Raw genomic sequence first — 22,282 nt, 5'->3', positions numbered from 1 at the left:
ACGAGACTCCCTCCTGGACCGCCCCCAAACTAGCGGGTGCCCCGGACGCCCCACGCACAGCCTCTGATCACGGTTAGCCTGAGGCCATGGCTGACGCGACAGAGATCTGGCTCCCCCTCGGCCCCGGCACCGTCGAGGGCCTGCCGGACTCCCTGACGTACCGGTACTGGGACGGCGAGGAGGAGTTCCCGGCGGACCCCGCGAACTGTGCTTTCTACGTCGTTCCCTATATGAAGGGGCCCGAGATCTCCGTACGTCCCCTGGAGCGGATGACGGGCCTGCGGGTCGTCCAGACGCTGACCGCGGGGATCGATCACCTCGTTCCCGCCATCCCGCGCCTCCCCGCCGGAACCCGGGTGTGCAACGCCCGGGGTGTGCACGACGCGAGCACCGCCGAGCTGGCCCTCGCGCTCACCCTCGCCTCCCTGCGTCACCTCCCGGAATCCGTCAGGGCGCAGGAGCACGGGGAGTGGGCGCCCGGCGTGCACCAGGCGCTCGCGGACAAGCACGTGCTGATCGTCGGTCACGGGTCGATCGGGAGCGCCGTCGAGGAGCGCCTGCGCCCCTTCGAGGTCGGCACCGTGCACCGCGTCGCGCGCTCCGCGCGGACCGCCCCGCACGGTCCCGTGCACGCCCTCGAAGACCTCGAACGGCTGCTTCCGCTCGCCGACGTGGTGATCCTCACGGTGCCGCTGACCGACGCGACGAGGGGCCTGGCGGACGCCCGCTTCCTGGGCCTCATGAAGGACGGGGCGCTGCTGGTCAACGTCGCGCGCGGGGGAGTGGTCGACACGGAGGCACTGGTGGCGGAGACCGCGCGGAACGGTCGGCTCCGGGCGGCGCTCGACGTGACGGATCCCGAGCCCCTCCCGAGGGCGCATCCGCTGTGGCGCGCGCCGGGCGTGCTGATCACCCCGCACGTCGGAGGCGCGACTTCCGCCTTCCTGCCGCGTGCCGGGCGACTGCTACGGGAGCAGTTGAAGCGCTGGGTGGCCGGTGAGCCGCTGGAACACGTGGTGGACGTGGCGTAGTCGCCGTAAACACTCCCAGGGCGTCAGAAGCCACGCTACGGATCCGTACGACTGCGCCCTGTGCCGAAGTGACCCCTTGCGGTTACGGTCTGTATTGGCACTATGTCCCTGAGTGACGAACCTGGTGTATCGTCCCGGCGGGGGGCGAAACCCGGACACGAGGGGGGCGACGGGCGAATGCACGATCAATGGACGAACTGCCGGATGCGGCACACGGATTGCCCAGCGCGGCACCCCAACCGCCGTGTGCGTCCCCCGCTTTCCGCCACGGGCGAGTGCGGCAGGCAGCGCAAGTACGAGAAGAAGCCCCCGTCCGTTCGGACGGCGCGATGAGTGCCCACGGAGCGGCCCCGCAGCGGGGCAGGTACTGGACCCAGCCCCGCCCCGCCGGATGCGGCACGGGCACAGGCACGGGCACCGGCGCGGGCACCGGCGTCGGCGCCCAGGGCGGCGGACGCGCGGGCATCCGCCCGCAGTTGATCCTCGCCGCCGTCTGCGCGGCGTACGCGGTGGGGGCGGCCCTCGGCTGGGGCTCCGAGACCCTCGCCCTGGTGATGGGCGACTTCGGGCTGAGCGCGGCCGCGCTCCTCGCCGCCGCCTCCTGTCTGTGGTACGCGCACACGCAGCGTGCCCGGCCCGACCGCCCCGGAGCGCGCGTCGACGGAAGCCGCCCGGCCTGGGTGCTGTTCGGCGTCTCGTCCCTGATGGCAGCGCTGGGCAACGCGGTCTGGGGGTGGTACGAGATCGTGCTGGGCGAGTTCGTGCCCCGGCCCTCCCTCGCGGACTTCTGCTTCCTGCTCTTCGCACCGCCGGCCATCATCGGCCTGCTGGTGCTCGCCAAGCGCCCCGTCACCCGGGCGGGCTGGGTCTGCCTCGGCCTCGACGCCTGGCTCATCGGCGGCTCGCTGCTGACCCTCTCCTGGTCCCTCGCGCTGGCCCACACGGCGTACTGGCAGGGCGACTCGGTCGCCAGGGCCGCGCTGAATCTGGCCTATCCGCTGCTGGACATCGTCCTGGTGAGCATGGTCCTCGCGCTGCACTTCCGGCGCTCCTCGGCCCACCGCAGCGCCATCAACACCGCGATCGGCGCCCTGGCGCTGACCGTGCTGTGCGACGCGCTGTTCACCTCCCCGATGCTCCGCGAGCGGTACGCGTCGGGCCAGTTGCTCGACGCGGGCTGGTTCGCCGGCTCGCTCCTGCTCGCGTACGCACCGTGGGTGGCCCGCCGTGAGGGCGACCCCGAGCCGCCCCGCGCCCCGGTGACCCCGGCCCGCGAGGCCGCCGCGCGCGGCGACCGTCCCAGCCGCCCCATCGCGGGCTCGCTGGCGGCCCTCACGCCGTATCTCGCCGCCGCCGTCTGCACGTTGGGGATCCTCTACAACTCGCTGGACGGCCGCGAGATCGACCGCGTGGTGCTCTTCACCGGCTGCGCCGTGGTGCTCGCGCTGGTCGTGCGGCAGGGCATCATGCTGCTCGACAACATCACGCTGACCCAGGAACTGGCCCAGAAGGAGAACCACTTCCGGTCCCTGGTCCAGGGCTCCAGCGACGTCATCATGATCACCGCGTCCACGGGCATACTGCGCTACGTCTCCCCGGCCGCGGCGGGGGTCTACGGGCGGGACGGCGACAAGCTCGTCGGCTCCGAGCTGGCCTCCCTCGTCCACCCCGAGGACCTCGGGCAGGTTCTGCACGAGCTGCGCCGCTTCCTGGCCAGCTCCCCCGAGCACGAGTCGTGTACGAGAATCGAGTGCCGCTTCCGGCACGGCGCGGGCCACTGGCTGAACATCGAGTCGACGGTCAACCGCTACCAGGGCGGCCTGATCTTCAACAGCCGGGACGTGACCGAACGCGTCCGCCTCCAGGCCCAGTTGCAGCACAACGCCTCGCACGACGCCCTCACCGACCTGCCCAACCGCGCCCTGTTCACCGACCGCGTGCGCCAGGCCCTCGGCGGGCGGCGCGGCACCGACGGCGGCACGGCCGTGCTCTTCATCGACCTCGACGGCTTCAAGGCCGTCAACGACACGGTGGGCCACCAGGCCGGGGACGAGCTGCTGGTGCACGCGGCACGGCGGCTGCGCGACTCCGTCCGCTCCGGCGACACAGCGGCCCGGCTCGGCGGCGACGAGTTCGCCGTGCTCATCCGCGGCGACGGCGACCCCGGCCAGGCCGACCCCGACCGCGAGCTGCGGATCCACGACATCGCCGACCGCCTCCGCCTCACCCTCTCCGACCCGTACCGGGTGGAGGGCACGGAAGTGCGGGTGGCCGCCTCCATCGGCATCGCCTTCGCCGAGCCCGGCATCTCGCCGACGGCCCTGATGCGCAACGCGGACCTGGCGATGTACCGCGCCAAGCAGGCGGGCAAGGCCCGCGTCGAGCTGTACGCGCCGCAGATGCAGGCCGAGGTGGTCAAGCGCGCCGAGCTGGCCCAGCGGCTGCGCAGCGCGCTGCACGACGGGGAGTTCGCGCTGCTGCACCAGCCGATCGTCGAGCTGGCGAGCGGCAAGGTCACCGCCGTCGCCGCCGAGGCGCGCTGGCGCTCGGCCCAGGGCATCCTCTTCACGCCCGCGGAGTTCCTGCGCACGGAGGGCGCCTCGGCGCGCGAGGCGCGCGCGGCCGGCACCGAGCGCGCCGCCGAGGTCAGCCGCTGGCTGCTGGAGGAGGCCGTGCAGCAGGCCGCCGCCCGGCAGCGCGCGGGATACGGGGCGCCGGTCACCGTCCGTATCCCGGCCCGGCGGCTCACCGAGCCCGGCATGGACCCGCGCAGCGTCGGCGCGCTGCTCGCCCGGCACGGCCTGGCGGCGGCCCCCGGCCCCTCCGGCACGGCGCTGAGCGCCCCCGCGGGCCCGCCCGCGCCGCCCGGAGCGCCGGGCGTGCTGATCCTGGAGCTGTCCGACAGCGACCCGCGCATCCCGCTGGACGAGCTGGAGCGGCGGCTGACCGCCCTGCGGCGGCTCGGCGTCGGCATCGCGCTCGACGGCTTCGGCAGCGGGTACGCGGCGATCTCCGCGCTCCGCAGGCTCCCCGTGGACATCCTCCGCCTCGACCGCGGCCTGGTCGACGGGATCGTGGAGTCCTCCCGGCAGCGCAAGATCACGGCGGGGCTGCTGCGCATCGCGGGCGACCTGGGCCTGGTCTCGGTGGCCGAGGGCGTGGACCTGCCCGAGCAGGCCACGGCGCTCCGCGAGATGGGCTGTACGCACGGCCAGGGCGCCGTCTTCTCCGGTCCGCTGGACGAGCACCGGCTGCGCCGCGCGCTCGCCCGCGGGGTCTATCCGGTGCCGGAGGCCGCGTCCCGCCAGCCGGGTGCGCAGGGCGGGGTCACCCATGGCAAGGCCCACAGCGAGGGGCACCCCGGGAGTCCGGCGGGCAGGTCCGTGGTGGTCGCGGGCGCGCTCCCGGTCCGGCAGGGCGGCGCCGCGGGGCCCGATCCCGTGACCCATCCCCCCTTGCGCTCAAATGCTGAGACGCCCGTCCCACCCACTTGACACCCAGGGCTTGACGGGGAGAGGGTCAATGCCATGCGCACCCGAATTCTCGTACTTGGAAAGCGCGTCGGCTGACCGGGGCTCACTCACGACCCCGCGACCACCAGCGGCGCGCTCCCCTCGCTTGCCTCCCGGCACGAGGGGTTTTTTGTTGCACCAGTGCTTGAGCCGACCCGCCTAGAACTGGCATCAACGGCACAAATCAACCCCTGAAACCACCCCACACGACGAGCGTCAACCCTCACTCTTCGAGAAGAGACAGCAGATGACCGAGCAGGCCACCGGGGCCCCCAAACCTCAGCCGAGGGCCCGCAGCGGCGGCGCCACGAATCCCGTGCCGGCCCAGCCCGCCACGCCGATCACAGGTGCCCAGTCCCTCATCCGTGCTCTTGAGGAGGTCGGCGCCGACACGGTATTCGGTATTCCCGGCGGCGCGATCCTTCCGGCGTACGACCCGATGATGGACTCGACCAAGGTCCGTCACGTGCTCGTCCGCCACGAGCAGGGCGCGGGCCACGCGGCCACCGGATACGCGCAGGCGACCGGCAAGGTCGGCGTCTGCATGGCCACCTCGGGCCCCGGCGCCACCAACCTCGTCACCCCCCTGGCCGACGCCCACATGGACTCCGTCCCGCTCGTCGCGATCACGGGCCAGGTGGCCTCCGGCCTGATCGGCACGGACGGCTTCCAGGAAGCCGACATCTGCGGCATCTCGATGCCCGTCACGAAGCACAACTTCCTGGTCAGAGACCCGGACGACATCCCGAAGACCATCGCCGAGGCGTTCCACATCGCCTCCACGGGACGCCCGGGGCCCGTCGTCGTCGACATCGCCAAGGACGCGCTCCAGGGGAAGACCACTTTCCGGTGGCCCCCGCAGACCGACCTGCCCGGCTACCGCCCGGTGACCAAGCCGCACGGCAAGCAGATCCGCGAGGCGGCCCGGCTGATCGCCGAGGCCGAGCGCCCGGTGCTGTACGTCGGCGGCGGCGTCCTCAAGGCGCACGCCACCGCGGAGCTGAAGGTCCTCGCGGAGCTGACCGGCGCCCCCGTCACCACCACCCTGATGGGCATCGGCGCCTTCCCCGACAGCCACCCGCAGCACCTGGGCATGCCCGGCATGCACGGCACCGTCGCCGCCGTGACCTCCCTGCAGAAGGCGGACCTGATCGTCGCCCTCGGCGCCCGGTTCGACGACCGCGTCACCGGCAAGCTCGACTCCTTCGCGCCGTACGCCAAGATCGTGCACGCGGACATCGACCCGGCCGAGATCGGCAAGAACCGCGCGGCCGACGTCCCGATCGTCGGCGACGCCCGCGAGGTCATCGCCGACCTCATCGTCGCCGTCCAGGGCGAGCTGGGGGAGGCCCGCGGCTCCGGTCACGGCGACGGCGGCGCGCGCCCGTACGCGGAGTGGTGGGCGCAGCTCGACCGCTGGCGCGAGACCTACCCGCTGGGGTACGACCTGCCGGAGGACGGCTCCCTCGCCCCGCAGCAGGTCATCCAGCGCATCGGCGAGCTGGCCCCGGACGACACGATCTTCGCGGCGGGCGTCGGCCAGCACCAGATGTGGGCCGCGCACTTCATCAAGTACGAGCGCCCGGCCACCTGGCTCAACTCCGGCGGCCTCGGCACGATGGGGTACGCCGTCCCGGCCGCGCTCGGCGCCAAGGTCGGTCGGCCCGACCGCCCGGTCTGGGCGATCGACGGCGACGGCTGCTTCCAGATGACGAACCAGGAGCTGGTCACCGCGGCCGTCAACGGGGTGCCGATGAAGGTCGCGATCATCAACAACGGCGCGCTGGGCATGGTCCGCCAGTGGCAGACGCTCTTCTACAACGAGCGCTACTCCAACACCAAGCTGCACGACGGCGAGGCGGGCGAGCCCCACAAGGGCACCCGTGTCCCGGACTTCGTGAAGCTCGCCGAGGCCATGGGCTGCGTCGGCATCCGCTGCGAGGACCCCGCGCAGCTCGACGCGGTCATCGAGAAGGCCAACTCCATCAACGACCGCCCCGTCGTCGTGGACTTCATCGTCCACGAGGACGCGATGGTCTGGCCGATGGTCGCGGCCGGCACCTCCAACGACGAGGTCATGGCGGCGCGCGGCGTCCGCCCCGACTTCGGCGACGGCGAAGAAGACTGAGGCAGGAGAGGGAAGTCACGATCATGTCCAAGCACACGCTCTCCGTGCTGGTGGAGAACACGCCCGGTATCCTGGCCCGTATCGCCGCGCTCTTCTCCCGCCGCGGGTTCAACATCGACTCGCTCGCCGTCGGCGTGACGGAGCACCCCGACATCTCACGCATCACCATCGTCGTGAACGTCGAGGACCTGCCCCTGGAGCAGGTCACCAAGCAGCTCAACAAGCTGGTCAACGTCCTGAAGATCGTCGAGCTGGAGCCCACCTCGGCGGTCCAGCGCGAACTCGTTCTGGTGAAGGTGCGGGCCGACAACGAGACCCGCTCCCAGATCGTGGAGATCGTCCAGCTCTTCCGCGCCAAGACCGTCGACGTCTCGCCCGAGGCCGTCACGATCGAGGCCACCGGCAGCGGCGACAAGCTGGAGGCCATGCTGAAGATGCTGGAACCGTACGGCATCAAGGAACTGGTGCAGTCCGGCACGATCGCCATAGGGCGCGGCGCCCGCTCCATCACCGACAGGAGTCTGCGCGCGCTCGAGCGCTCCGCGTAATCCTGGGCACCCGCGCGCGACCCCCGAACCTTTCACCCCGCCCAGCCGTCATACGTTGGGCCGCACCATTCAGACGCAAGGAGATTTCACCAGTGGCCGAGCTGTTCTACGACGACGACGCCGACCTGTCCATCATCCAGGGCCGCAAGGTCGCGGTTCTCGGCTACGGCAGCCAGGGCCACGCCCACGCGCTGTCGCTCCGTGACTCGGGCGTCGACGTCCGGGTGGGCCTGCACGAGGGCTCGAAGTCCCGCGCCAAGGCCGAGGAGCAGGGCCTGCGCGTCACCACCCCGGCCGAGGCGGTCAAGGAAGCGACCGTGATCATGGTCCTGGTCCCGGACCCGGTCCAGGCCAGGGTCTACGAGGAGTCCATCGCCCCGAACCTCAAGGACGGCGACGCGCTGTTCTTCGGCCACGGCCTGAACATCCGCTACGACTTCATCAAGCCCCCGGCCAACGTCGACGTCTGCATGGTCGCCCCCAAGGGCCCGGGCCACCTGGTCCGCCGCCAGTACGAGGAGGGCCGCGGCGTGCCGTGCATCGTGGCCGTCGAGCAGGACGCGAGCGGCAACGGGTTCCCGCTCGCCCTCTCGTACGCCAAGGGCATCGGCGGCACCCGCGCGGGCGTCATCAAGACGACCTTCACCGAGGAGACCGAGACCGACCTCTTCGGCGAGCAGGCCGTGCTCTGCGGCGGCACCGCTGCGCTGGTCAAGGCCGGTTTCGAAACCCTGGTCGAGGCGGGGTACCAGCCGGAGATCGCCTACTTCGAGTGCCTCCACGAGCTGAAGCTGATCGTCGACCTCATGTACGAGGGCGGCCTGGAGAAGATGCGCTGGTCGGTCTCCGAGACCGCGGAGTGGGGCGACTACGTCTCGGGCCCGCGGGTGGTCAACGACCAGACCAAGGCCGAGATGAAGAAGATCCTCGCCGAGATCCAGGACGGCTCGTTCGCCCGTAACTGGATGGCCGAGTACAACGCGGGCCTGCCGAAGTACAACGAGTACAAGAAGGCCGACGAGAACCACCTGCTGGAGACCACAGGCAAGAAGCTCCGCTCCCTGATGAGCTGGGTGGACGAGGAGGCGTAAGCCCCCCGGCCCAGTCCGCGCCCGTACGCCCCGCCGGCCCCTTCCAAGATTCGGAAAGGGGCCGGTTCGGCGTCGCGAACGCGGATACACTGCACAAGCGCGCCCAGGCTCACAGCGTCGTGCGTCTGCCCTGCGCCTGCGGGGATGACCCCCCTCCACCGTCTGAAGACGGCCGTCGGGACGCGGCCCACTGCCCCCGCCGCAATGAGGCGCGCGCGGGGACGATCCGCCAGGACCTGGAGACTGGAGACCACGTGAGCAAGCCCAGCAAGCCCGCAGTTCTCATCGCCGAAGAACTCTCGCCCGCCACCGTCGACGCGCTCGGCCCGGACTTCGAGATCCGCCAGTGCGACGGGGCGAACCGCGCCGAGCTCCTTCCCGCCCTCGCTGACGTCGACGCCGTCCTGGTCCGCTCCGCGACCAAGATCGACGCCGAGGCGATCGCGGCGGCGAAGAAACTGAAGGTCGTCGCCCGCGCCGGGGTCGGCCTGGACAACGTGGACGTCCCCACCGCCACCAAGGCGGGCGTGATGGTGGTCAACGCGCCGACCTCCAACATCATCACCGCCGCCGAGCTGGCCTGCGGCCTGCTCATCGCCACCGCCCGGAACATCCCGCAGGCCAACGCCGCGCTGAAGAACGGCGAGTGGAAGCGGAGCAAGTACACCGGTGTCGAGCTGAGCGAGAAGACCCTCGGCGTCGTCGGCCTGGGCCGTATCGGCGTGCTCGTCGCCCAGCGGATGTCCGCCTTCGGCATGAAGGTCGTGGCCTACGACCCGTATGTGCAGCCCGCGCGGGCCGCGCAGATGGGCGTCAAGCTGCTGTCGCTGGACGAGCTGCTGGAGGTTTCCGACTTCATCACCGTCCACCTCCCCAAGACCCCCGAGACCCTCGGCCTCATCGGTGACGAGGCGCTGCACAAGGTCAAGCCCGAGGTCCGGATCGTGAACGCCGCGCGCGGCGGGATCGTGGACGAGGAGGCGCTCGCCTCCGCGATCAAGGAGGGCCGGGTCGCCGGCGCGGGCCTGGACGTCTACGCGTCGGAGCCCTGCACCGACTCCCCGCTCTTCGCCTTCGACCAGGTCGTCTGCACCCCGCACCTCGGCGCCTCCACCGGCGAGGCCCAGGAGAAGGCGGGCATCGCCGTCGCCAAGTCCGTGCGCCTCGCGCTCGCGGGCGAGCTGGTCCCGGACGCGGTCAACGTGCAGGGCGGTGTCATCGCCGAGGAGGTCCGCCCGGGCCTGCCGCTCGCGGAGAAGCTGGGCCGTATCTTCACCGCGCTCGCGGGCGAGGTCGCGGTCCGCCTCGACGTCGAGGTGTACGGCGAGATCACCCAGCACGACGTGAAGGTGCTCGAACTCTCCGCGCTCAAGGGCGTGTTCGAGGACGTCGTGGACGAGACGGTGTCGTATGTGAACGCGCCGCTGTTCGCGCAGGAGCGCGGCGTCGAGGTCCGGCTCACGACCTCCAGCGAGTCCCCGGAGCACCGCAACGTCGTCACGGTCCGCGGCACCCTCTCCAGCGGCGAGGAGGTCTCGGCCTCCGGCACCCTCGCGGGCCCCAAGAACCAGCAGAAGATCGTGGCCATCAACGACCACGATGTGGACCTGGCCCTCGCCGACCACATGGCCTTCCTCAGCTACACCGACCGCCCCGGCGTCGTCGGCACCGTCGGCCGCATCCTCGGCGAGGCCGAGGTCAATATCGCGGGCATGCAGGTCTCCCGCGCCGAGGAGGGCGGCGAGGCCCTCGTCGCGCTCACCGTCGACGACAACATCAACGGCACCGTCCTCACCGAGATCGCCGGTGAGATCGGCGCGACGAAGGCCCGCGCGGTCAACCTCACCGAGGACTGACCGGAACCCCCAGGAGCGGCGCGTGCGTCGTCAGGGCCATGACCAACGATGATCTTGACGAGCTGCTCCGCTCCTGGGCGGCCGTGTACGACGACTTCCCCTCCCAGAGCGGCACGCACGACATGGCCGTGCTCAACTGCGCCGGTGAGCTGGCCGACGACCCCGCCGGGGAGCTGGCCCATCTCTGGACGTTCGGACTGGTGGTCATCGGCCGCCATGTGACCTGGCTGCCCGGCAAGGGCACCCGCGAAGAGGCGGTCCGCGCCCTCAGGGACGCCGACGAGGCCCTCCGCGACCGGCCCTGCGCCCACGACGCGCACCCGTACGAGGAGCACGAGGCCGAGGACGACACCGAGCTGCTCGGGCGGCTGCGCGAGCTGGCCGACGAGAGCGCCGAGTGGAACGGCGAGGGCACCCGCGAGGAGTGGCGCTGCCCGCGCAACGTGGCCGGGTTCGCGCGCATAGCCCTCGACATCATCGAGCCCGGCTCCGTCACGGACGTACCGCCCCGGCTGCCGGTCGAGGCGGACCAGGAGATCGAGGAGCTGTCCGCGCTGCTGCACGGCTACCCGAAAGGGTGGACCGACATCAACGAGACGATCACCTCGCACGCCGAGTCGCTGAGGCGGGCGAGCGGCGAGGACCTTCCCGGGCGCATCATGACCGTCCGGGCCCTGGGCTGGTACGCGGTCTCCGGCATGGTGCGCGACAAGTCCGTCCTCGACGAGCTGGCGGAGGCACTGGACGCGGCGTACGGGAAGCTCGCCGACGCGATGTGCGAGCACGACTGGCACGCCCGGCTGCCGAAGGACGGGCCCCACGCGGCCGAGATCGGCGTCATCCTGAGCAGCCCCGGCGGACGGGCCGCCTTCGAGCGCAGCCAGCGGCGCTCCGGCCGCGCCCCCATGGACCGGGTGGTGTGCCCGGTCTTCGCACGCGAGCTGGCCGTCGGCTCGCTGCGCCAGGTGGAGGAGCGCCGCGAGAACCTGTTCGGCGAGCGGGACACCGCGCACCTGGACGCCGAGTACCTGCTGGACGGCGGGCGGCTGGACATCGAGAAGATCGCCGAACGGATCGACAAGAAGGCCTGGAACGAGGAGTTCGCCGACGACCTCGGCCTGTGGGCCGCGCGTCGCTACGAGGCGAGCGAGGACGAAAGCGAGCGCGCCGCCCTGCTGCTGACGGCGTATCAGACGATGCGGAACGCCTACCCGAGCCCGGTGCTGGCCGCCGTCCGGGGCGTCTCGTCCGTCATGCGCCCCCTCGCGGCCGCGGACGCCGGGGAGTGCGCGCACGAGGACGCGCACCCGACGCTGCGCTACGTCGCCTTCCGCAAGGGTCTCCCGCACCTCGTCGCCCCCGAGGCCCACCCGGCGGACCCGGAGGAGTCCCGCTCCCCGGAGTCCTGGGCCTGCCCCGTGTTCGCGGCGGAGGTCGCGCGGGACTGCCTCCAGGACCTGGAGGGGCTCTACGCGGAGTGAGCGAGGTGCCGCTGCTGCGCCGCCGTGAGGGTCCGTACGACGAGGACGGCGGCGACCGCCGCGCCGATGACCGCGGCGTCGGCGGCCAGCAGCAGCGGCACATCGTCGTACGCGCGCTCGATGACCTTGTCCGTGTCGTCCGCGTACATCAGGCCCGCCCCGCTCGCCAGCCCCGCGAGCCACAGGCCCCACCACCAGTTCACGACGGGCGGCAGCCGCTCGTCCGGGGCGCTCGCCCGGTGGATGTCGGCCACGATGCCGCGCGGCACCCACAGGTTCATGACGGGGACGATCCAGCCCAGGTAGACCCACGGCCAGGCGTAGCGGGGCGGGCGGCCCGAGAGCGCGCGGGCGTTGTCCCGGACGCTCCACAGCCAGGCCAGGAACGTGATCACGCAGAGCGCGGTGGCCGCGTCCCCCAGGCCGGTCACCAAGTGGTAGGAGTCCTCCAGGGAGTTCAGCGGACGGTGCTGCCCGCCGCCCTGGTCCGGCGGGCCGGAGGCGGGCATCCCGGCGGCGGAGAGCCGGAGCTGCCACACCGCCCGGGCCGCCCAGGCGACGGCGGCGAGAGTGAGGGCGCCGGTGGCACAGAGGGCGGCACCGCGGACTGGGCGCAACGGCGGGGAGGGTATCTCGTCGTTCACCCGCCCCACCCTCCCACGGGCGGCCGTGCTCACAGGCGGGAGGCCTTCAGCGCCATATGGAGCAGCAGCCGGTCCTCGCCCTCGGCGAGGTCCAGGCCCGTCAGCCGCTCCACGCGCGAGAGGCGGTAGTAGAGCGTCTGCCGGTGGATGCCGAGCGCCGAGGCGGAGCGGCTCGCCTGGCCCGCGCAGTCGAGGAACACCTCGGCGGTGCGGGCCAGTTCGCGGTGCGCGGGCGCCAGCAGCTCCCGTACGGCCGGGTCGGGTTCGGAGTGGGGGAGGCGGGCCAGCATCCGGTACGGGCCGATGGCCGCCCACTCGGCGACCGTGCCGTCCTCGGCGCGCGCGGCCCGTGCGGCGGCCCGCGCCTCGCGCCAGGCGAGATGGAGCCCGGCGACCCCGGTACGGGGCGCGCTCAACCCGGCGCGCACGCCCGGCGTGCCGGGGGAGCGCAGCAGCCGCTCGGCGGCGGCGCGCGCGGGCCCCGGATCGCCCGCCGAGCGCAGCCGGACGAGCGCCGCGAGCGTCCCGTCCAGCACGCACTGCGCGGCGAGGTGCGGCTGGCCGACGGGGGAGCCGTCGTCGGCCCAGGACTCGACGGCGACCAGCGTGAGCGGGCCGGAGGCACCGGCGCCGAGCGCGGTCCGCAGCTCCTTCTCGGCCTCCTCGCGCGCGGGACCGGTGAGCGCGTCGGCGAGCAGCCCGCCGGTGCGCGCCTCCGCGCGCGCCTGCGCGGCGAGCAGCGCGCCGATGCGCCCCGCGGTTGCCATCGCCGCGTCCATCCGGGGGCCGTCCAGCTCCAGGGAGCCGTCGTCGAGCAGCCAGATGTAGCCGTAGACCACGCCCCTGTCCCGTACCGGCAGGCAGATCCGGCCGTGGACGACCCCGGCCGCCGGGTCGGGCGGGATACGGACGGGGGCCGTGGCCCGCGCGATGCCGAAGCTCTCGAAGAAGGAGCGCACGGCGGCGGTGGACCGCCGGTGCAGGATCGAGCGCGTCCGTACGGGATCGAGGGCGAGGTCGGGGACCTCCGTCGCGCCCTCGTGGGCGCCGAAGGCGATCAGCCCGAAGTCGCGGCCCTCCAGCGTCGCGGGCGTGCCGAGCAGCGCGGAGACCTCGTCGATCAGGTCCTGGTAGTCCTCGCGCATGGCCGGTCTCCGCCGCCTCTCCCGTCGTGTCCTGCACGGTCGCCCCGACCATTGTCATACATCTGTCTGAGATGCAGGGCACGGATGCGTGACAACTGTCGATGGCCCGCGCCCGGCGCGATCCTTAGGTTCTGGGAGGCTCCTGCGCTTCCGCGCGGCCGAGTCCTGCACAAGAACAATCGTGGAGGTGCCCGTGCTGGGTCCCGTGCTTCTCGCCGCCGCACGCAGCGACAGCATCCGCCGCCTCGTCTCGGCCGCGCCGGTCACCCGCCCCATGGTGGACCGGTTCGTGGCGGGCGAGCAGCTCGACCACTGCCTCCAGGCCGTCCAGTCGCTGGCCGACCGGGGTCTGGAGGTCACCATCGACCATCTGGGCGAGGACATCACCGACCGGTCCGAGGCGCTCCGCAACCGCGACGCCTATCTCGCGCTGACCGACGCGCTGGCGGCGTCCGGGCTCGGCGAGCGCGCCGAGATGTCGGTGAAGCTGTCGGCCTTCGGCCAGGCGCTCCCGGGCGGGCACGACCTGGCGTACGAGAACGTGCGGCCCGTCGTCGAGGCGGCCGCCGCCGCGGGCACCACGGTCACCCTCGACATGGAGGACCACACCACCGTCGACTCGACCCTCGCCATCCTCGGCGAGCTGCGCACGCGCTTCCCGCAGACCGGCGCCGTGGTGCAGTCCTACCTCTTCCGCACCGAGGACGACTGCCACGCGCTGGCGGGCGAGGGCTCCCGGGTCCGGCTGGTGAAGGGCGCCTACAAGGAGCCCGCCGAGGTCGCCTTCCAGGACAAGCGCGAGGTCGACAGGGCGTACGTGCGCTGCCTGAAGATCCTCATGGCGGGCAAGGGCTACCCCATGGTCGGCTCGCACGACCCCCGCATGGTGGCCATCGCACAGGACCTGGCCGCGCGCTACGGTCGGAAGCACGACGAGTACGAGTTCCAGATGCTCTACGGGATCCGTGAGGCCGAGCAGACGCGGCTGGTGGCGGACGGTCACCGGATGCGCGTCTACATCCCGTACGGCACCGACTGGTACGGCTACTTCATGCGGCGGCTGGCCGAGCGCCCGGCGAACATGGCGTTCTTCCTCAGGTCGCTCGTCTCCCGCCGCTGACCCCGACTTCCCCCTCCGTACCGACGACACAAGGAGCAACCGTGGACGCTGTGACCCAGGTCCCCGCCCCGTACAACGAGCCGGTGCACGGCTACGCCCCCGGCAGCCCCGAGCGGGCCCGGCTGGAGGCCAAGCTCAAGGAGCTGGCCGAGAACCCGATCGACCTCCCCATGACCATCGGCGGGGAGAAGCGGATGGGCGGCGGCGAGCGCTTCAGCGTCGTGCAGCCGCACAACCACAAGGCCGTGCTCGGCACCTACGCCAACGCCACCCGGCAGGACGCCCAGGACGCGATCGACGCGGCGCTGGCCGCGGCCCCGGCCTGGCGCGCGATGTCCTTCGACGACCGCGCGGCGATCATCCTCAAGGCCGCCGAGCTGCTCTCCGGCCCCTGGCGCGAGACCATCGCGGCCTCGACCATGCTGGGCCAGTCCAAGACCGCGCAGCAGGCCGAGATCGACGCGCCCTGCGAGCTGGTCGACTTCTGGCGCTTCAACGTGCACTTCGCGCGTGAGCTGATGACCGAGCAGCCGCTGGTGCAGCCGCACGGCATCTGGAACCGCATGGACCACCGCCCGCTGGAGGGCTTCGTCTACGCGATCACGCCGTTCAACTTCACCGCCATCGCGGGCAACCTGCCCACGGCCCCGGCGCTCATGGGCAACGTGGTCGTCTGGAAGCCGTCCCCGACGCAGACCCACTCCGCGGTCCTCCTGATGCGGCTCCTGGAGGAAGCGGGCATGCCGAAGGGCGTCATCAACCTGGTGACGGGCGACGGCAAGGAGGTCTCCGAGGTCGCGCTGCCGCACCCGGAGCTGGCCGGCATCCACTTCACCGGCTCGACGGCGACCTTCCAGCACCTGTGGGCCGAGGTCGGCAAGAACATCTCGGGCTACCGCTCGTACCCGCGCATCGTCGGCGAGACCGGCGGCAAGGACTTCATCGTCGCCCACCCCTCCGCTGACCCGGCGATCCTGAAGACCGCGATCACCCGCGGCGCCTTCGAGTACCAGGGCCAGAAGTGCTCGGCCGCCTCGCGCGCCTACGTGCCGCGCTCGATCTGGGAGAGCGGCTTCAAGGACGCCCTCGTGGACGAGGTCAACGGCCTCAAGATGGGCGACGTCACGGACCTGTCGAACTTCATCGGCGCCGTGATCGACGACCGCGCGTTCGCGAAGAACAAGGCCGCGATCGACCGCGCCGCCGCCGACCCGACCTGCGAGATCGTGGCGGGCGGCACCTACGACGACAGCGTCGGCTACTTCGTCGCGCCGACCGTCATCGCCTGCTCGGACCCGGAGAACGAGGTCTTCAAGACCGAGTACTTCGGCCCGGTCATCGCCGTCCACGTCTACGAGGACGGCGACTGGGACGCGATGCTGGACCAGATGGAGTCGGCCTCGGCGTACGCGCTGACCGGCGCCGTGCTGGCCCAGGACCGCGCGGTCCTGGCCGCCGCCTCCGAGAAGCTGCGGTTCGCCGCGGGCAACTTCTACCTGAACGACCGTCCCACCGGGTCGATCGTCGGCCAGCAGCCCTTCGGCGGCGCGCGTGCCTCGGGCACGAACGACAAGGCCGGGTCGAAGTTCAACCTGATCCGCTGGTCCTCGCCGCGCGCGATCAAGGAGACCCAGGTCGCCCCGACGGACTACCGGTACCCGCACATGGGCTGACCTCCCCGGCAGCCCCTGGAAACAGGCCCCTCGCATATGCGGGGGGCCTGTGCCGTCTCAGATAGTAGGAAGCCCAACTAATTAGCGAGACATCACGGCTCCGGGCTCCTATCTTTGTAGGAGCCGAACGTCCCGCTCCATCGAGCGTTCCGGATGCGAGGCCTGTGCGTGACGCAGGTGACCCCTGCCGCACCGGCCGTCCCCGCGGCTTTCCTCCCTGATCCGCGCGATCTCCCCGATCCGTGCGATCCCCGTGCGCTGTGCGAAGGAGTTGCTCGCTCATGGCCGCGTCCACCACCACCGCTACCGCTCCCCGTCTCCGCCACCGCCGCGCCGCCGCCCTCACCCGCGACGAGGAGCGCCGCCAGGCGGCCGAGGCCCTCCAGCGGGCCTTCGACCGCCGCGGCTGAGGACTACCGCCCGCGTTCCACCGTGAAGTGGTCGATCCGCTCGCCGGACGCGGCCAGGGCCGTCACGTTCAGCGAGGGCCTGGCCCCCGGCCGGGACTCGACCGCCAGGAACGAGAAGCCGGTGTAGCGGACCCGTGACCAGGTGACCCGGTCACGGTCCCGCTCCTTTCCCTCGGTCCAGTGGAAGGCGCGCACGCTCTCGGGCGCCTCGCCCTCGTGCCCCTCGTAGCTGTCGGGCACGGGGAAGTCGTAGAGCTTCTTGCCCCCGCCGCCCGCCGTGACGTAGACGGTGCCGTCCTTCTCCGGGTCGGTCGTCCCCCCGACGGCCAGCTTCCGGGTGGGCTCGCCGCCCCGTACGGGGTCGGTGCGCTCGTACACGTGGTTGTGCCCGTTGATGACCAGGTCGGTCCTGTACCGGTCGAAGAGGCCGGTCCAGGCGTCGCGGACGCCGCCGTCCGAGGCGTGGGTGCTCGTCGAGTACGCGCAGTGGTGGAAGAAGACGACGACGAAGTCGATCCCCTTCTCCGCGCGCAGCCGCTTCAGCGTGCGCTCCAGCCAGCGCGTCTGCGCCCCGTCGGTGTAGCCGAGGTTCGCCGGGATCTCGTACGAGACGTCGTTGGCGTCGAGCGCGATCACGCCGGTGTTGCCGTACGTGAACGCGTAGACGCCCGGGGCCTTCTCCGGGTCGGGGCCGTTGTCCGGGAGGGTCCAGCGCGCGGCCTGGCCGCCGTAGCCGTCGGGCGAGTACCAGGCCTCCATGTCGTGGTTGCCCGTCGTCACCATCCAGGGCACCCGCGAGGCCACCGACTCGTTCTGCGCGAGGAACCGGTCCCACGTCCGCGCGTCGTAGGTGTCGGACTCCTTGCCGTGCCCCGTGTCGTCCGCGTAGCACAGGTCACCCGCGTGCAGGTGGAAGGCCGGGTTCTGGCCCAGGATCACCTGGTCGTTGGCGAGCGCGTCGTGGCCGACGCCCTGGTCGCCGAAGGCCGTGAAGACGAACCGCGCGTCCGTCCCGGCGGGCGCGGTGGTGAACGAGCCGACGGTGCCGAACCGTTCGGCCGTCGTGGGGTCGAAGCCCTCGTGGCCGACGCCGTAGTAGTACGTCGTGCCGGGGCGCAGCCCGTCCAGCGCGGCGTGCAGATAGAACTGCTCGACCTCCGGCAGGTCCTCCGCGAGCGACGGTGTCCGCAGCTCCCGTACCTCGGCCCCGATCCGCCGGTCCAGCTCCCAGGGCCGCACGCCCACCCGTACGTACGGGCTCCGCACGGCGAACGGGACCTGCCAGGAGATCCGCATCCGCGTCCTCGGGTCGGTGCCGAAGGCGAGGTGGCGGCCGAACGGCGCGACCAGCGAGCCGTCCACCTTCAGCGGCGCGCGCGTCAGCACCGGCCCGCCCGCGGGACCCGCCGTCCCCGCGCCCGCCCCGCCGCCCCCGCCCAGTGCCCGGTCCGAGCCGACGACGAGCCCCGCCGTGCCCAGCGCGCCCGCGGCGGCGATCCCGCCGCCCGCCAGCACGTCCCGCCGCGACACCCGGCGGGCCGTGCGCCGGGTCAGCTTCGCCCGCAGGTACTCGTGCTGCTCGGCCATGCTCATGCGTGCCGCGAGACGCTCGGGGATGCCCATGTGGGGGAGATCGTGTGCGGTCATGCAGCCCAAGTTCCCAGCGGGCGCCAACTCCCGGAAGGCCCCCGGGCGTACGCGCGGTGAACGGCACCCGAGCGGAGCTGTCCGGAATCTGGACGGTGTGTGTCAGGGCCTGGGACGGGGAGTAGGGTCTCCCGCATGTCTCGCAGCATCAGCCTCGCAGTGATCCCCGGCGACGGCATCGGCCCCGAGGTCGTCGCCCAGGGTCTCAAGGTCCTCTCCGCCGCCCTTCCGCAGGACGTGAAGCTGGAGACCGAGGAGTACGATCTCGGCGCCCGCCGCTGGCACGCCACCGGCGAGACGCTCCCCGACGAGGAGCTGGAGCGCCTCAAGGGCCACGACGCGATCCTGCTGGGCGCCATCGGCGATCCGAGCGTGCCCTCCGGCGTGCTGGAGCGCGGCATGCTGCTCAAACTGCGCTTCGCCTTCGACCACTTCGTCAACCTGCGCCCCTCGAAGCTCTTCCCGAACACCGCCTCGCCGCTCGCCGGCGACCCGGACATCGACTTCGTCGTGGTCCGCGAGGGCACCGAGGGTCCGTACGTGGGCAACGGCGGCTCGATCCGTACGGGCACCCCGCACGAGATCGCCAACGAGGTCAGCGTGAACACCGCGCACGGCGTCGAGCGCGTGGTCCGCGACGCGTACGCGCGGGCCCAGGCGCGCCCCCGCAAGAAGCTGACGCTGGTCCACAAGAACAACGTCCTCGTGCACGCCGGCCACCTGTGGAAGAACATCTTCGACCGCGTCGGCCAGGAGTTCCCCGAGGTCACCACCGACTACCTGCATGTCGACGCCGCGACGATCTTCATGGTCACCGACCCCGCGCGCTTCGACGTGATCGTCACCGACAACCTCTTCGGCGACATCCTCACCGACCTGGCCGCGGCCGTCAGCGGCGGCATCGGCCTCGCCGCCTCCGGGAACATCAACCCGACCCGGGCCTTCCCCTCCATGTTCGAGCCCGTCCACGGCTCGGCGCCCGACATCGCGGGCCAGGGCAAGGCGGACCCCACCGCGACGGTCCTCTCCGTCGCCCTCCTGCTGCGGCACCTCGGCCACGAGCCCGAGGCCGCCCGTATCGAGGAAGCCGTCTCCGCCGACCTCGCGGAGCGCGGGACGAGCACGCGGACGACCGACGAGATCGGCGACGCGCTCGCGGTACGCGTAGCGGGCTAGCGCTCGGTCTTCTCCGCTCTTCCAGCGGCCGGGCGCCCGTCGCCCGGCCGCTGTGCTACTTGGCGGTTGGGTGTCACCATCTAACCCAGGACCGCCCACCCGTGTCCTCCCCACGGTCCCTCGCGCGCGATAATCGAACGTGAGGCCGCCGCATCCGGGGAAGCTCGGACGTCCTAGTACCGGAGGGACGACGGGAGCGCGGTCCGACACGACACAAGCGAAGGACGCGCTCACATGACGACGCCCCGAATCGACTTCGATCTCAAGCCCTCCGCACAGCCGCTTCCCGGCGCGGAACGCGAAGCGGTGCTGGCGAATCCCGGTTTCGGACGCTACTTCACGGACCACATGGTCACGATCAAGTGGACCGAGGGCCGCGGGTGGCACGACGCGCAGCTCCAGCCCTACGCACCGCTCCAGATCGACCCCGCGAACATGACGTTGCACTACGCGCAGTCGATCTTCGAGGGGCTGAAGGCCTACCGGCAGCCCGACGGCTCGGTCGCCGTCTTCCGGCCGGACGCCAACGCGCGCCGCTTCCAGCGCAGCGCCCGTCGTCTGGCCATGCCCGAGCTGCCCGTCGAGACCTTCATCGAGGCCTGCGACCTGCTGGTCAAGCAGGACAAGGAGTGGGTGCCGGGCGTCGGCGAGGAGTCGCTGTACCTGCGCCCCTTCATGTTCGCGAGCGAGGTCGGGCTCGGCGTGAAGCCCGCGAACGAGTACACGTTCATGGTCATCGCCTCGCCCGCGGGCTCGTACTTCCCGGGCGGCGTCAAGCCCGTCTCCGTCTGGCTCTCCGAGGAGTACGTCCGCGCCGCGCCCGGCGGCACCGGCGAGGCCAAGTGCGCGGGCAACTACGCCGCGTCCCTCGTCGCCCAGGCCGAGGCCGCCCAGCACGGCTGCGACCAGGTGGTCTGGCTGGACGCGGTCGAGCGCCGCTGGATCGAGGAGATGGGCGGCATGAACCTGTACTTCGTGTACGGGAAGGGCGCCGACGCCAAGGTCGTCACCCCCTCCCTCACCGGAACCCTCCTCCCGGGCATCACCCGCGACTCCCTCCTGCGCATCGCCTCCGACCTGGGATACGCCACGGAGGAGGCCCGCATCTCCACGGAGGACTGGAAGCGGGGCAACGAGGACGGCTCCATCAGCGAGGTCTTCGCCTGCGGCACCGCCGCCGTGATCACCCCGGTCGGCGAGGCCAAGTCGGCCCGCGGCGCCTGGACGGTCGCCGACGGCGGCGCCGGCGAGATCACCATGAAGCTCCGCGAAACCCTCCTGTCCATCCAGACGGGCCGCGCCGCGGACACCCACGGCTGGATGCACAAACTGGGCTGACCGTTTCCGGGCCGACCGGAGACCGACGGAGACGGCAGGAGACGGCCGGAGACCTCGCCGGAGGCTGCCGTCGACGGGCGGAGCGGGCGCGTGGGCAGGGCCCGTGCGCCCGCTCCGCCGTTCACGGGGTCAGTACACCTTCACCCCGTACGCCGAGAGGGCCTCGGCGACCGGCTGGTGGAGGGCGGAGCCCTGGGTTCCGGTGCAGCCGGAGGAGCCGGAGTGGATGCCGAGGGCCGTGCTGCCCGCGAAGTGGGCGCCGCCGCTGTCGCCGCCGGCGGAGCAGGCGGTGGTGCGGACGAGGCCGGAGACGACGTTGCCGTCGCCGTAGTTGGCGGTGACGTTGACCGCCGTCACCTTGCCGCTGGTGACCTTGGTGGTGCTGCCGCTCTTCTGGAGGGCCTGGCCGACGACGGCGTTGGCGGCGCCGGTGATGTCGCGGCTGGAGCCGTTGTAGAGGTTGACGTTCCCGGCCGGGTTCTGGCCGCTCGCGTAGCGGACGAGGCTGTAGTCGTTGGTGGGGAAGCTGTGCTTCTCCTGCCGGCCGATCGCGGGCCCGCCGTTCGTCTCGCTCCAGGTCGTCGCGGACTCCGCGCAGTGGCCCGCGGTGAGGAAGAAGCGGGTGCTGCCCTGGGTGACGTTGAACGCCGCGGAGCAGCGGACCCCGCCGCCGTAGATCGCGTCGCCGCCGAGGACCTCCTCGCGCAGCACGCCCGGCACGCGCTTGACCTGGATCGCGCCGCTCCGCTTCTCCGCGACGGATCTCAGCTTGGCGAGCTCCTCCCCGGTGACCGTCGAGTCGGCCTCGACGACGACCTGGTTGCGGCGCGGGTCGACGCCCCAGGAGGTGCCCGGCACGGAGGCGTCGCGGCCGAGCGCGGTCATCGCCGCCTTCAGCTCGGCGCCGCCGCGCTCGACGACCTTCGCGCGCACGCCCGCGGCGCGGACCTCGCCCGCGGCCTTCTTGCTGGTGACGGTGACGACCAGGCGGCCCGTCCGCGCGTCGAGGTAGCTGCCCGCGCTGTCCGCCCCGAGCGAGCGGCTGAGCTGGGCGTCCCGGGTGTAGTCCGAGGCGCTGGCCCGGACGCCGCTGCCGCGCTCGTCCGGTGTGGGCTCCCCGGAGGGGGTGGTGCCCGCGGCCGAGGCCAGGGTGGTGGGGATCAGGGTCAGCGCGGCTGCGCTGGCGAAGGCGATGGTCACACGCTTGCTCAACACGGTTTCTCCCGTCTGGCGATCTGGTATGGACCTGTCAACCGACGCCCAGCAGTAAACCGCCGGAGCCCCGGTCGCGGGAGGGTGCGCGTACGCATCAGTGCGAACAGCGGGAACCGCGAGACGGGTTGAGCTGTCCCTGACTGCATACGGACTCCCAGATCCTTGCGAAGGTTGTACGCAAAAGTGCGGATTGTCCACTGCGGACGCTATGCGCTTTGCTTTCTCCGTGCCCCCGGTGACGGGCCGTGGGGATGACACGCTTTCAGG

General features: G+C 71.9%; 16 protein-coding genes. 12 read left to right on the top strand and 4 right to left on the bottom strand.

The window, feature by feature from the left end; all coding sequences use genetic code 11:
• The first annotated feature begins 86 nt into the window (after window positions 1–86).
• From ABD343_RS35305 to ABD343_RS35275, 7 genes are all read left to right on the top strand, one after another.
• A complete protein-coding gene (locus tag ABD343_RS35305) occupies window positions 87–1,031 on the top strand; it encodes a 2-hydroxyacid dehydrogenase (RefSeq protein ID WP_344534231.1) in 945 nt (314 codons plus the stop codon).
• A gap of 329 nt (window positions 1,032–1,360) precedes the next feature.
• Complete coding sequence (locus tag ABD343_RS35300; protein ID WP_344534230.1) at window positions 1,361–4,525, top strand: putative bifunctional diguanylate cyclase/phosphodiesterase; 3,165 nt, start codon at window positions 1,361–1,363, stop codon at window positions 4,523–4,525.
• 265 nt (window positions 4,526–4,790) lie between these two features.
• On the top strand, window positions 4,791–6,671 hold the full coding sequence (locus ABD343_RS35295) for an acetolactate synthase large subunit (RefSeq protein ID WP_344534229.1): 1,881 nt from the start codon (window positions 4,791–4,793) through the stop codon (window positions 6,669–6,671).
• Window positions 6,672–6,694: 23 nt separating this feature from the next.
• The gene (gene ilvN / locus ABD343_RS35290) at window positions 6,695–7,219 is read left to right on the top strand and encodes an acetolactate synthase small subunit (protein ID WP_344534228.1); all 525 of its coding nucleotides are present in this window, start codon (window positions 6,695–6,697) and stop codon (window positions 7,217–7,219) included.
• Window positions 7,220–7,311: 92 nt separating this feature from the next.
• Window positions 7,312–8,310: a ketol-acid reductoisomerase gene (gene ilvC, locus ABD343_RS35285; protein WP_344534227.1), complete on the top strand. Its 999-nt coding sequence runs from the start codon at window positions 7,312–7,314 to the stop codon at window positions 8,308–8,310.
• Between the two features lie 254 nt (window positions 8,311–8,564).
• Window positions 8,565–10,166 (top strand): phosphoglycerate dehydrogenase, encoded by a 1,602-nt coding sequence (serA, locus tag ABD343_RS35280; RefSeq protein WP_344534226.1) that lies wholly within the window; start codon window positions 8,565–8,567, stop codon window positions 10,164–10,166.
• 38 nt (window positions 10,167–10,204) lie between these two features.
• Window positions 10,205–11,647, top strand: coding sequence for a hypothetical protein (locus ABD343_RS35275; protein ID WP_344534225.1), 1,443 nt, complete (start codon window positions 10,205–10,207; stop codon window positions 11,645–11,647).
• Here ABD343_RS35275 and ABD343_RS35270 read toward each other — a convergent pair.
• Together ABD343_RS35270 and ABD343_RS35265 are read right to left on the bottom strand one after the other, a co-directional pair.
• The gene (locus ABD343_RS35270; RefSeq protein WP_425578356.1) at window positions 11,635–12,291 is read right to left on the bottom strand and encodes a DUF4328 domain-containing protein; all 657 of its coding nucleotides are present in this window, start codon (window positions 12,289–12,291) and stop codon (window positions 11,635–11,637) included. The genes ABD343_RS35275 and ABD343_RS35270 overlap by 13 nt on opposite strands.
• Window positions 12,292–12,320: 29 nt before the next feature.
• A complete protein-coding gene (locus ABD343_RS35265; protein WP_344534223.1) occupies window positions 12,321–13,436 on the bottom strand; it encodes a PucR family transcriptional regulator in 1,116 nt (371 codons plus the stop codon).
• Window positions 13,437–13,629: 193 nt separating this feature from the next.
• Here ABD343_RS35265 and ABD343_RS35260 point away from each other — a divergent pair, with 193 nt between their 5' ends.
• The 3 genes from ABD343_RS35260 (at window position 13,630) to ABD343_RS35250 (ending at window position 16,639) form a co-directional block, all read left to right on the top strand.
• Window positions 13,630–14,556, top strand: coding sequence for a proline dehydrogenase family protein (locus ABD343_RS35260; protein ID WP_344534487.1), 927 nt, complete (start codon window positions 13,630–13,632; stop codon window positions 14,554–14,556).
• A 41-nt stretch (window positions 14,557–14,597) separates the two neighbouring features.
• Window positions 14,598–16,229 (top strand): L-glutamate gamma-semialdehyde dehydrogenase, encoded by a 1,632-nt coding sequence (gene pruA / locus ABD343_RS35255; RefSeq protein ID WP_344534222.1) that lies wholly within the window; start codon window positions 14,598–14,600, stop codon window positions 16,227–16,229.
• 281 nt (window positions 16,230–16,510) lie between these two features.
• Window positions 16,511–16,639 carry a hypothetical protein gene (locus tag ABD343_RS35250; RefSeq protein WP_344534221.1) on the top strand — a complete coding sequence of 43 codons (129 nt, stop codon included), beginning with the start codon at window positions 16,511–16,513 and terminating at the stop codon, window positions 16,637–16,639.
• Window positions 16,640–16,642: 3 nt separating this feature from the next.
• On the opposite strand, the gene ABD343_RS35245 is transcribed toward ABD343_RS35250, so the two are convergent.
• Window positions 16,643–18,286, bottom strand: a complete 1,644-nt coding sequence (locus ABD343_RS35245) for a purple acid phosphatase family protein (protein ID WP_344534220.1) — start codon at window positions 18,284–18,286, stop codon at window positions 16,643–16,645.
• A gap of 135 nt (window positions 18,287–18,421) precedes the next feature.
• Between ABD343_RS35245 and ABD343_RS35240 the strand changes: the two genes are divergently transcribed.
• Both ABD343_RS35240 and ABD343_RS35235 read left to right on the top strand, forming a co-directional pair.
• Complete coding sequence (locus ABD343_RS35240) at window positions 18,422–19,462, top strand: 3-isopropylmalate dehydrogenase (RefSeq protein WP_344534219.1); 1,041 nt, start codon at window positions 18,422–18,424, stop codon at window positions 19,460–19,462.
• A gap of 234 nt (window positions 19,463–19,696) precedes the next feature.
• Complete coding sequence (locus ABD343_RS35235) at window positions 19,697–20,800, top strand: branched-chain amino acid aminotransferase (RefSeq protein ID WP_344534218.1); 1,104 nt, start codon at window positions 19,697–19,699, stop codon at window positions 20,798–20,800.
• A gap of 129 nt (window positions 20,801–20,929) precedes the next feature.
• On the opposite strand, the gene ABD343_RS35230 is transcribed toward ABD343_RS35235, so the two are convergent.
• Window positions 20,930–22,012 carry a S1 family peptidase gene (locus ABD343_RS35230; protein ID WP_425578359.1) on the bottom strand — a complete coding sequence of 361 codons (1,083 nt, stop codon included), beginning with the start codon at window positions 22,010–22,012 and terminating at the stop codon, window positions 20,930–20,932.
• Window positions 22,013–22,282 lie beyond the last annotated feature (270 nt).

It is taken from the genome of Streptomyces albiaxialis, from assembly GCF_039530985.1.
In the GTDB taxonomy this organism is placed as follows: Bacteria; Actinomycetota; Actinomycetes; order Streptomycetales; family Streptomycetaceae; genus Streptomyces; species Streptomyces albiaxialis.
This window is presented reverse-complemented; position numbering and strand designations above follow the sequence as displayed.

Coding starts and splice junctions, on each gene's coding strand:
- ABD343_RS35305 (WP_344534231.1), top strand. CDS start 87: ATGGCTGACGCGACAGAGATCTGGCTCCCCCTCGGCCCCGGCACCGTC.
- ABD343_RS35300 (WP_344534230.1), top strand. CDS start 1,361: ATGAGTGCCCACGGAGCGGCCCCGCAGCGGGGCAGGTACTGGACCCAG.
- ABD343_RS35295 (WP_344534229.1), top strand. CDS start 4,791: ATGACCGAGCAGGCCACCGGGGCCCCCAAACCTCAGCCGAGGGCCCGC.
- ilvN (WP_344534228.1), top strand. CDS start 6,695: ATGTCCAAGCACACGCTCTCCGTGCTGGTGGAGAACACGCCCGGTATC.
- ABD343_RS35275 (WP_344534225.1), top strand. CDS start 10,205: ATGACCAACGATGATCTTGACGAGCTGCTCCGCTCCTGGGCGGCCGTG.
- ABD343_RS35265 (WP_344534223.1), bottom strand. CDS start 13,436: ATGCGCGAGGACTACCAGGACCTGATCGACGAGGTCTCCGCGCTGCTC.
- ABD343_RS35250 (WP_344534221.1), top strand. CDS start 16,511: ATGGCCGCGTCCACCACCACCGCTACCGCTCCCCGTCTCCGCCACCGC.
- ABD343_RS35245 (WP_344534220.1), bottom strand. CDS start 18,286: ATGACCGCACACGATCTCCCCCACATGGGCATCCCCGAGCGTCTCGCG.
- ABD343_RS35240 (WP_344534219.1), top strand. CDS start 18,422: ATGTCTCGCAGCATCAGCCTCGCAGTGATCCCCGGCGACGGCATCGGC.
- ABD343_RS35235 (WP_344534218.1), top strand. CDS start 19,697: ATGACGACGCCCCGAATCGACTTCGATCTCAAGCCCTCCGCACAGCCG.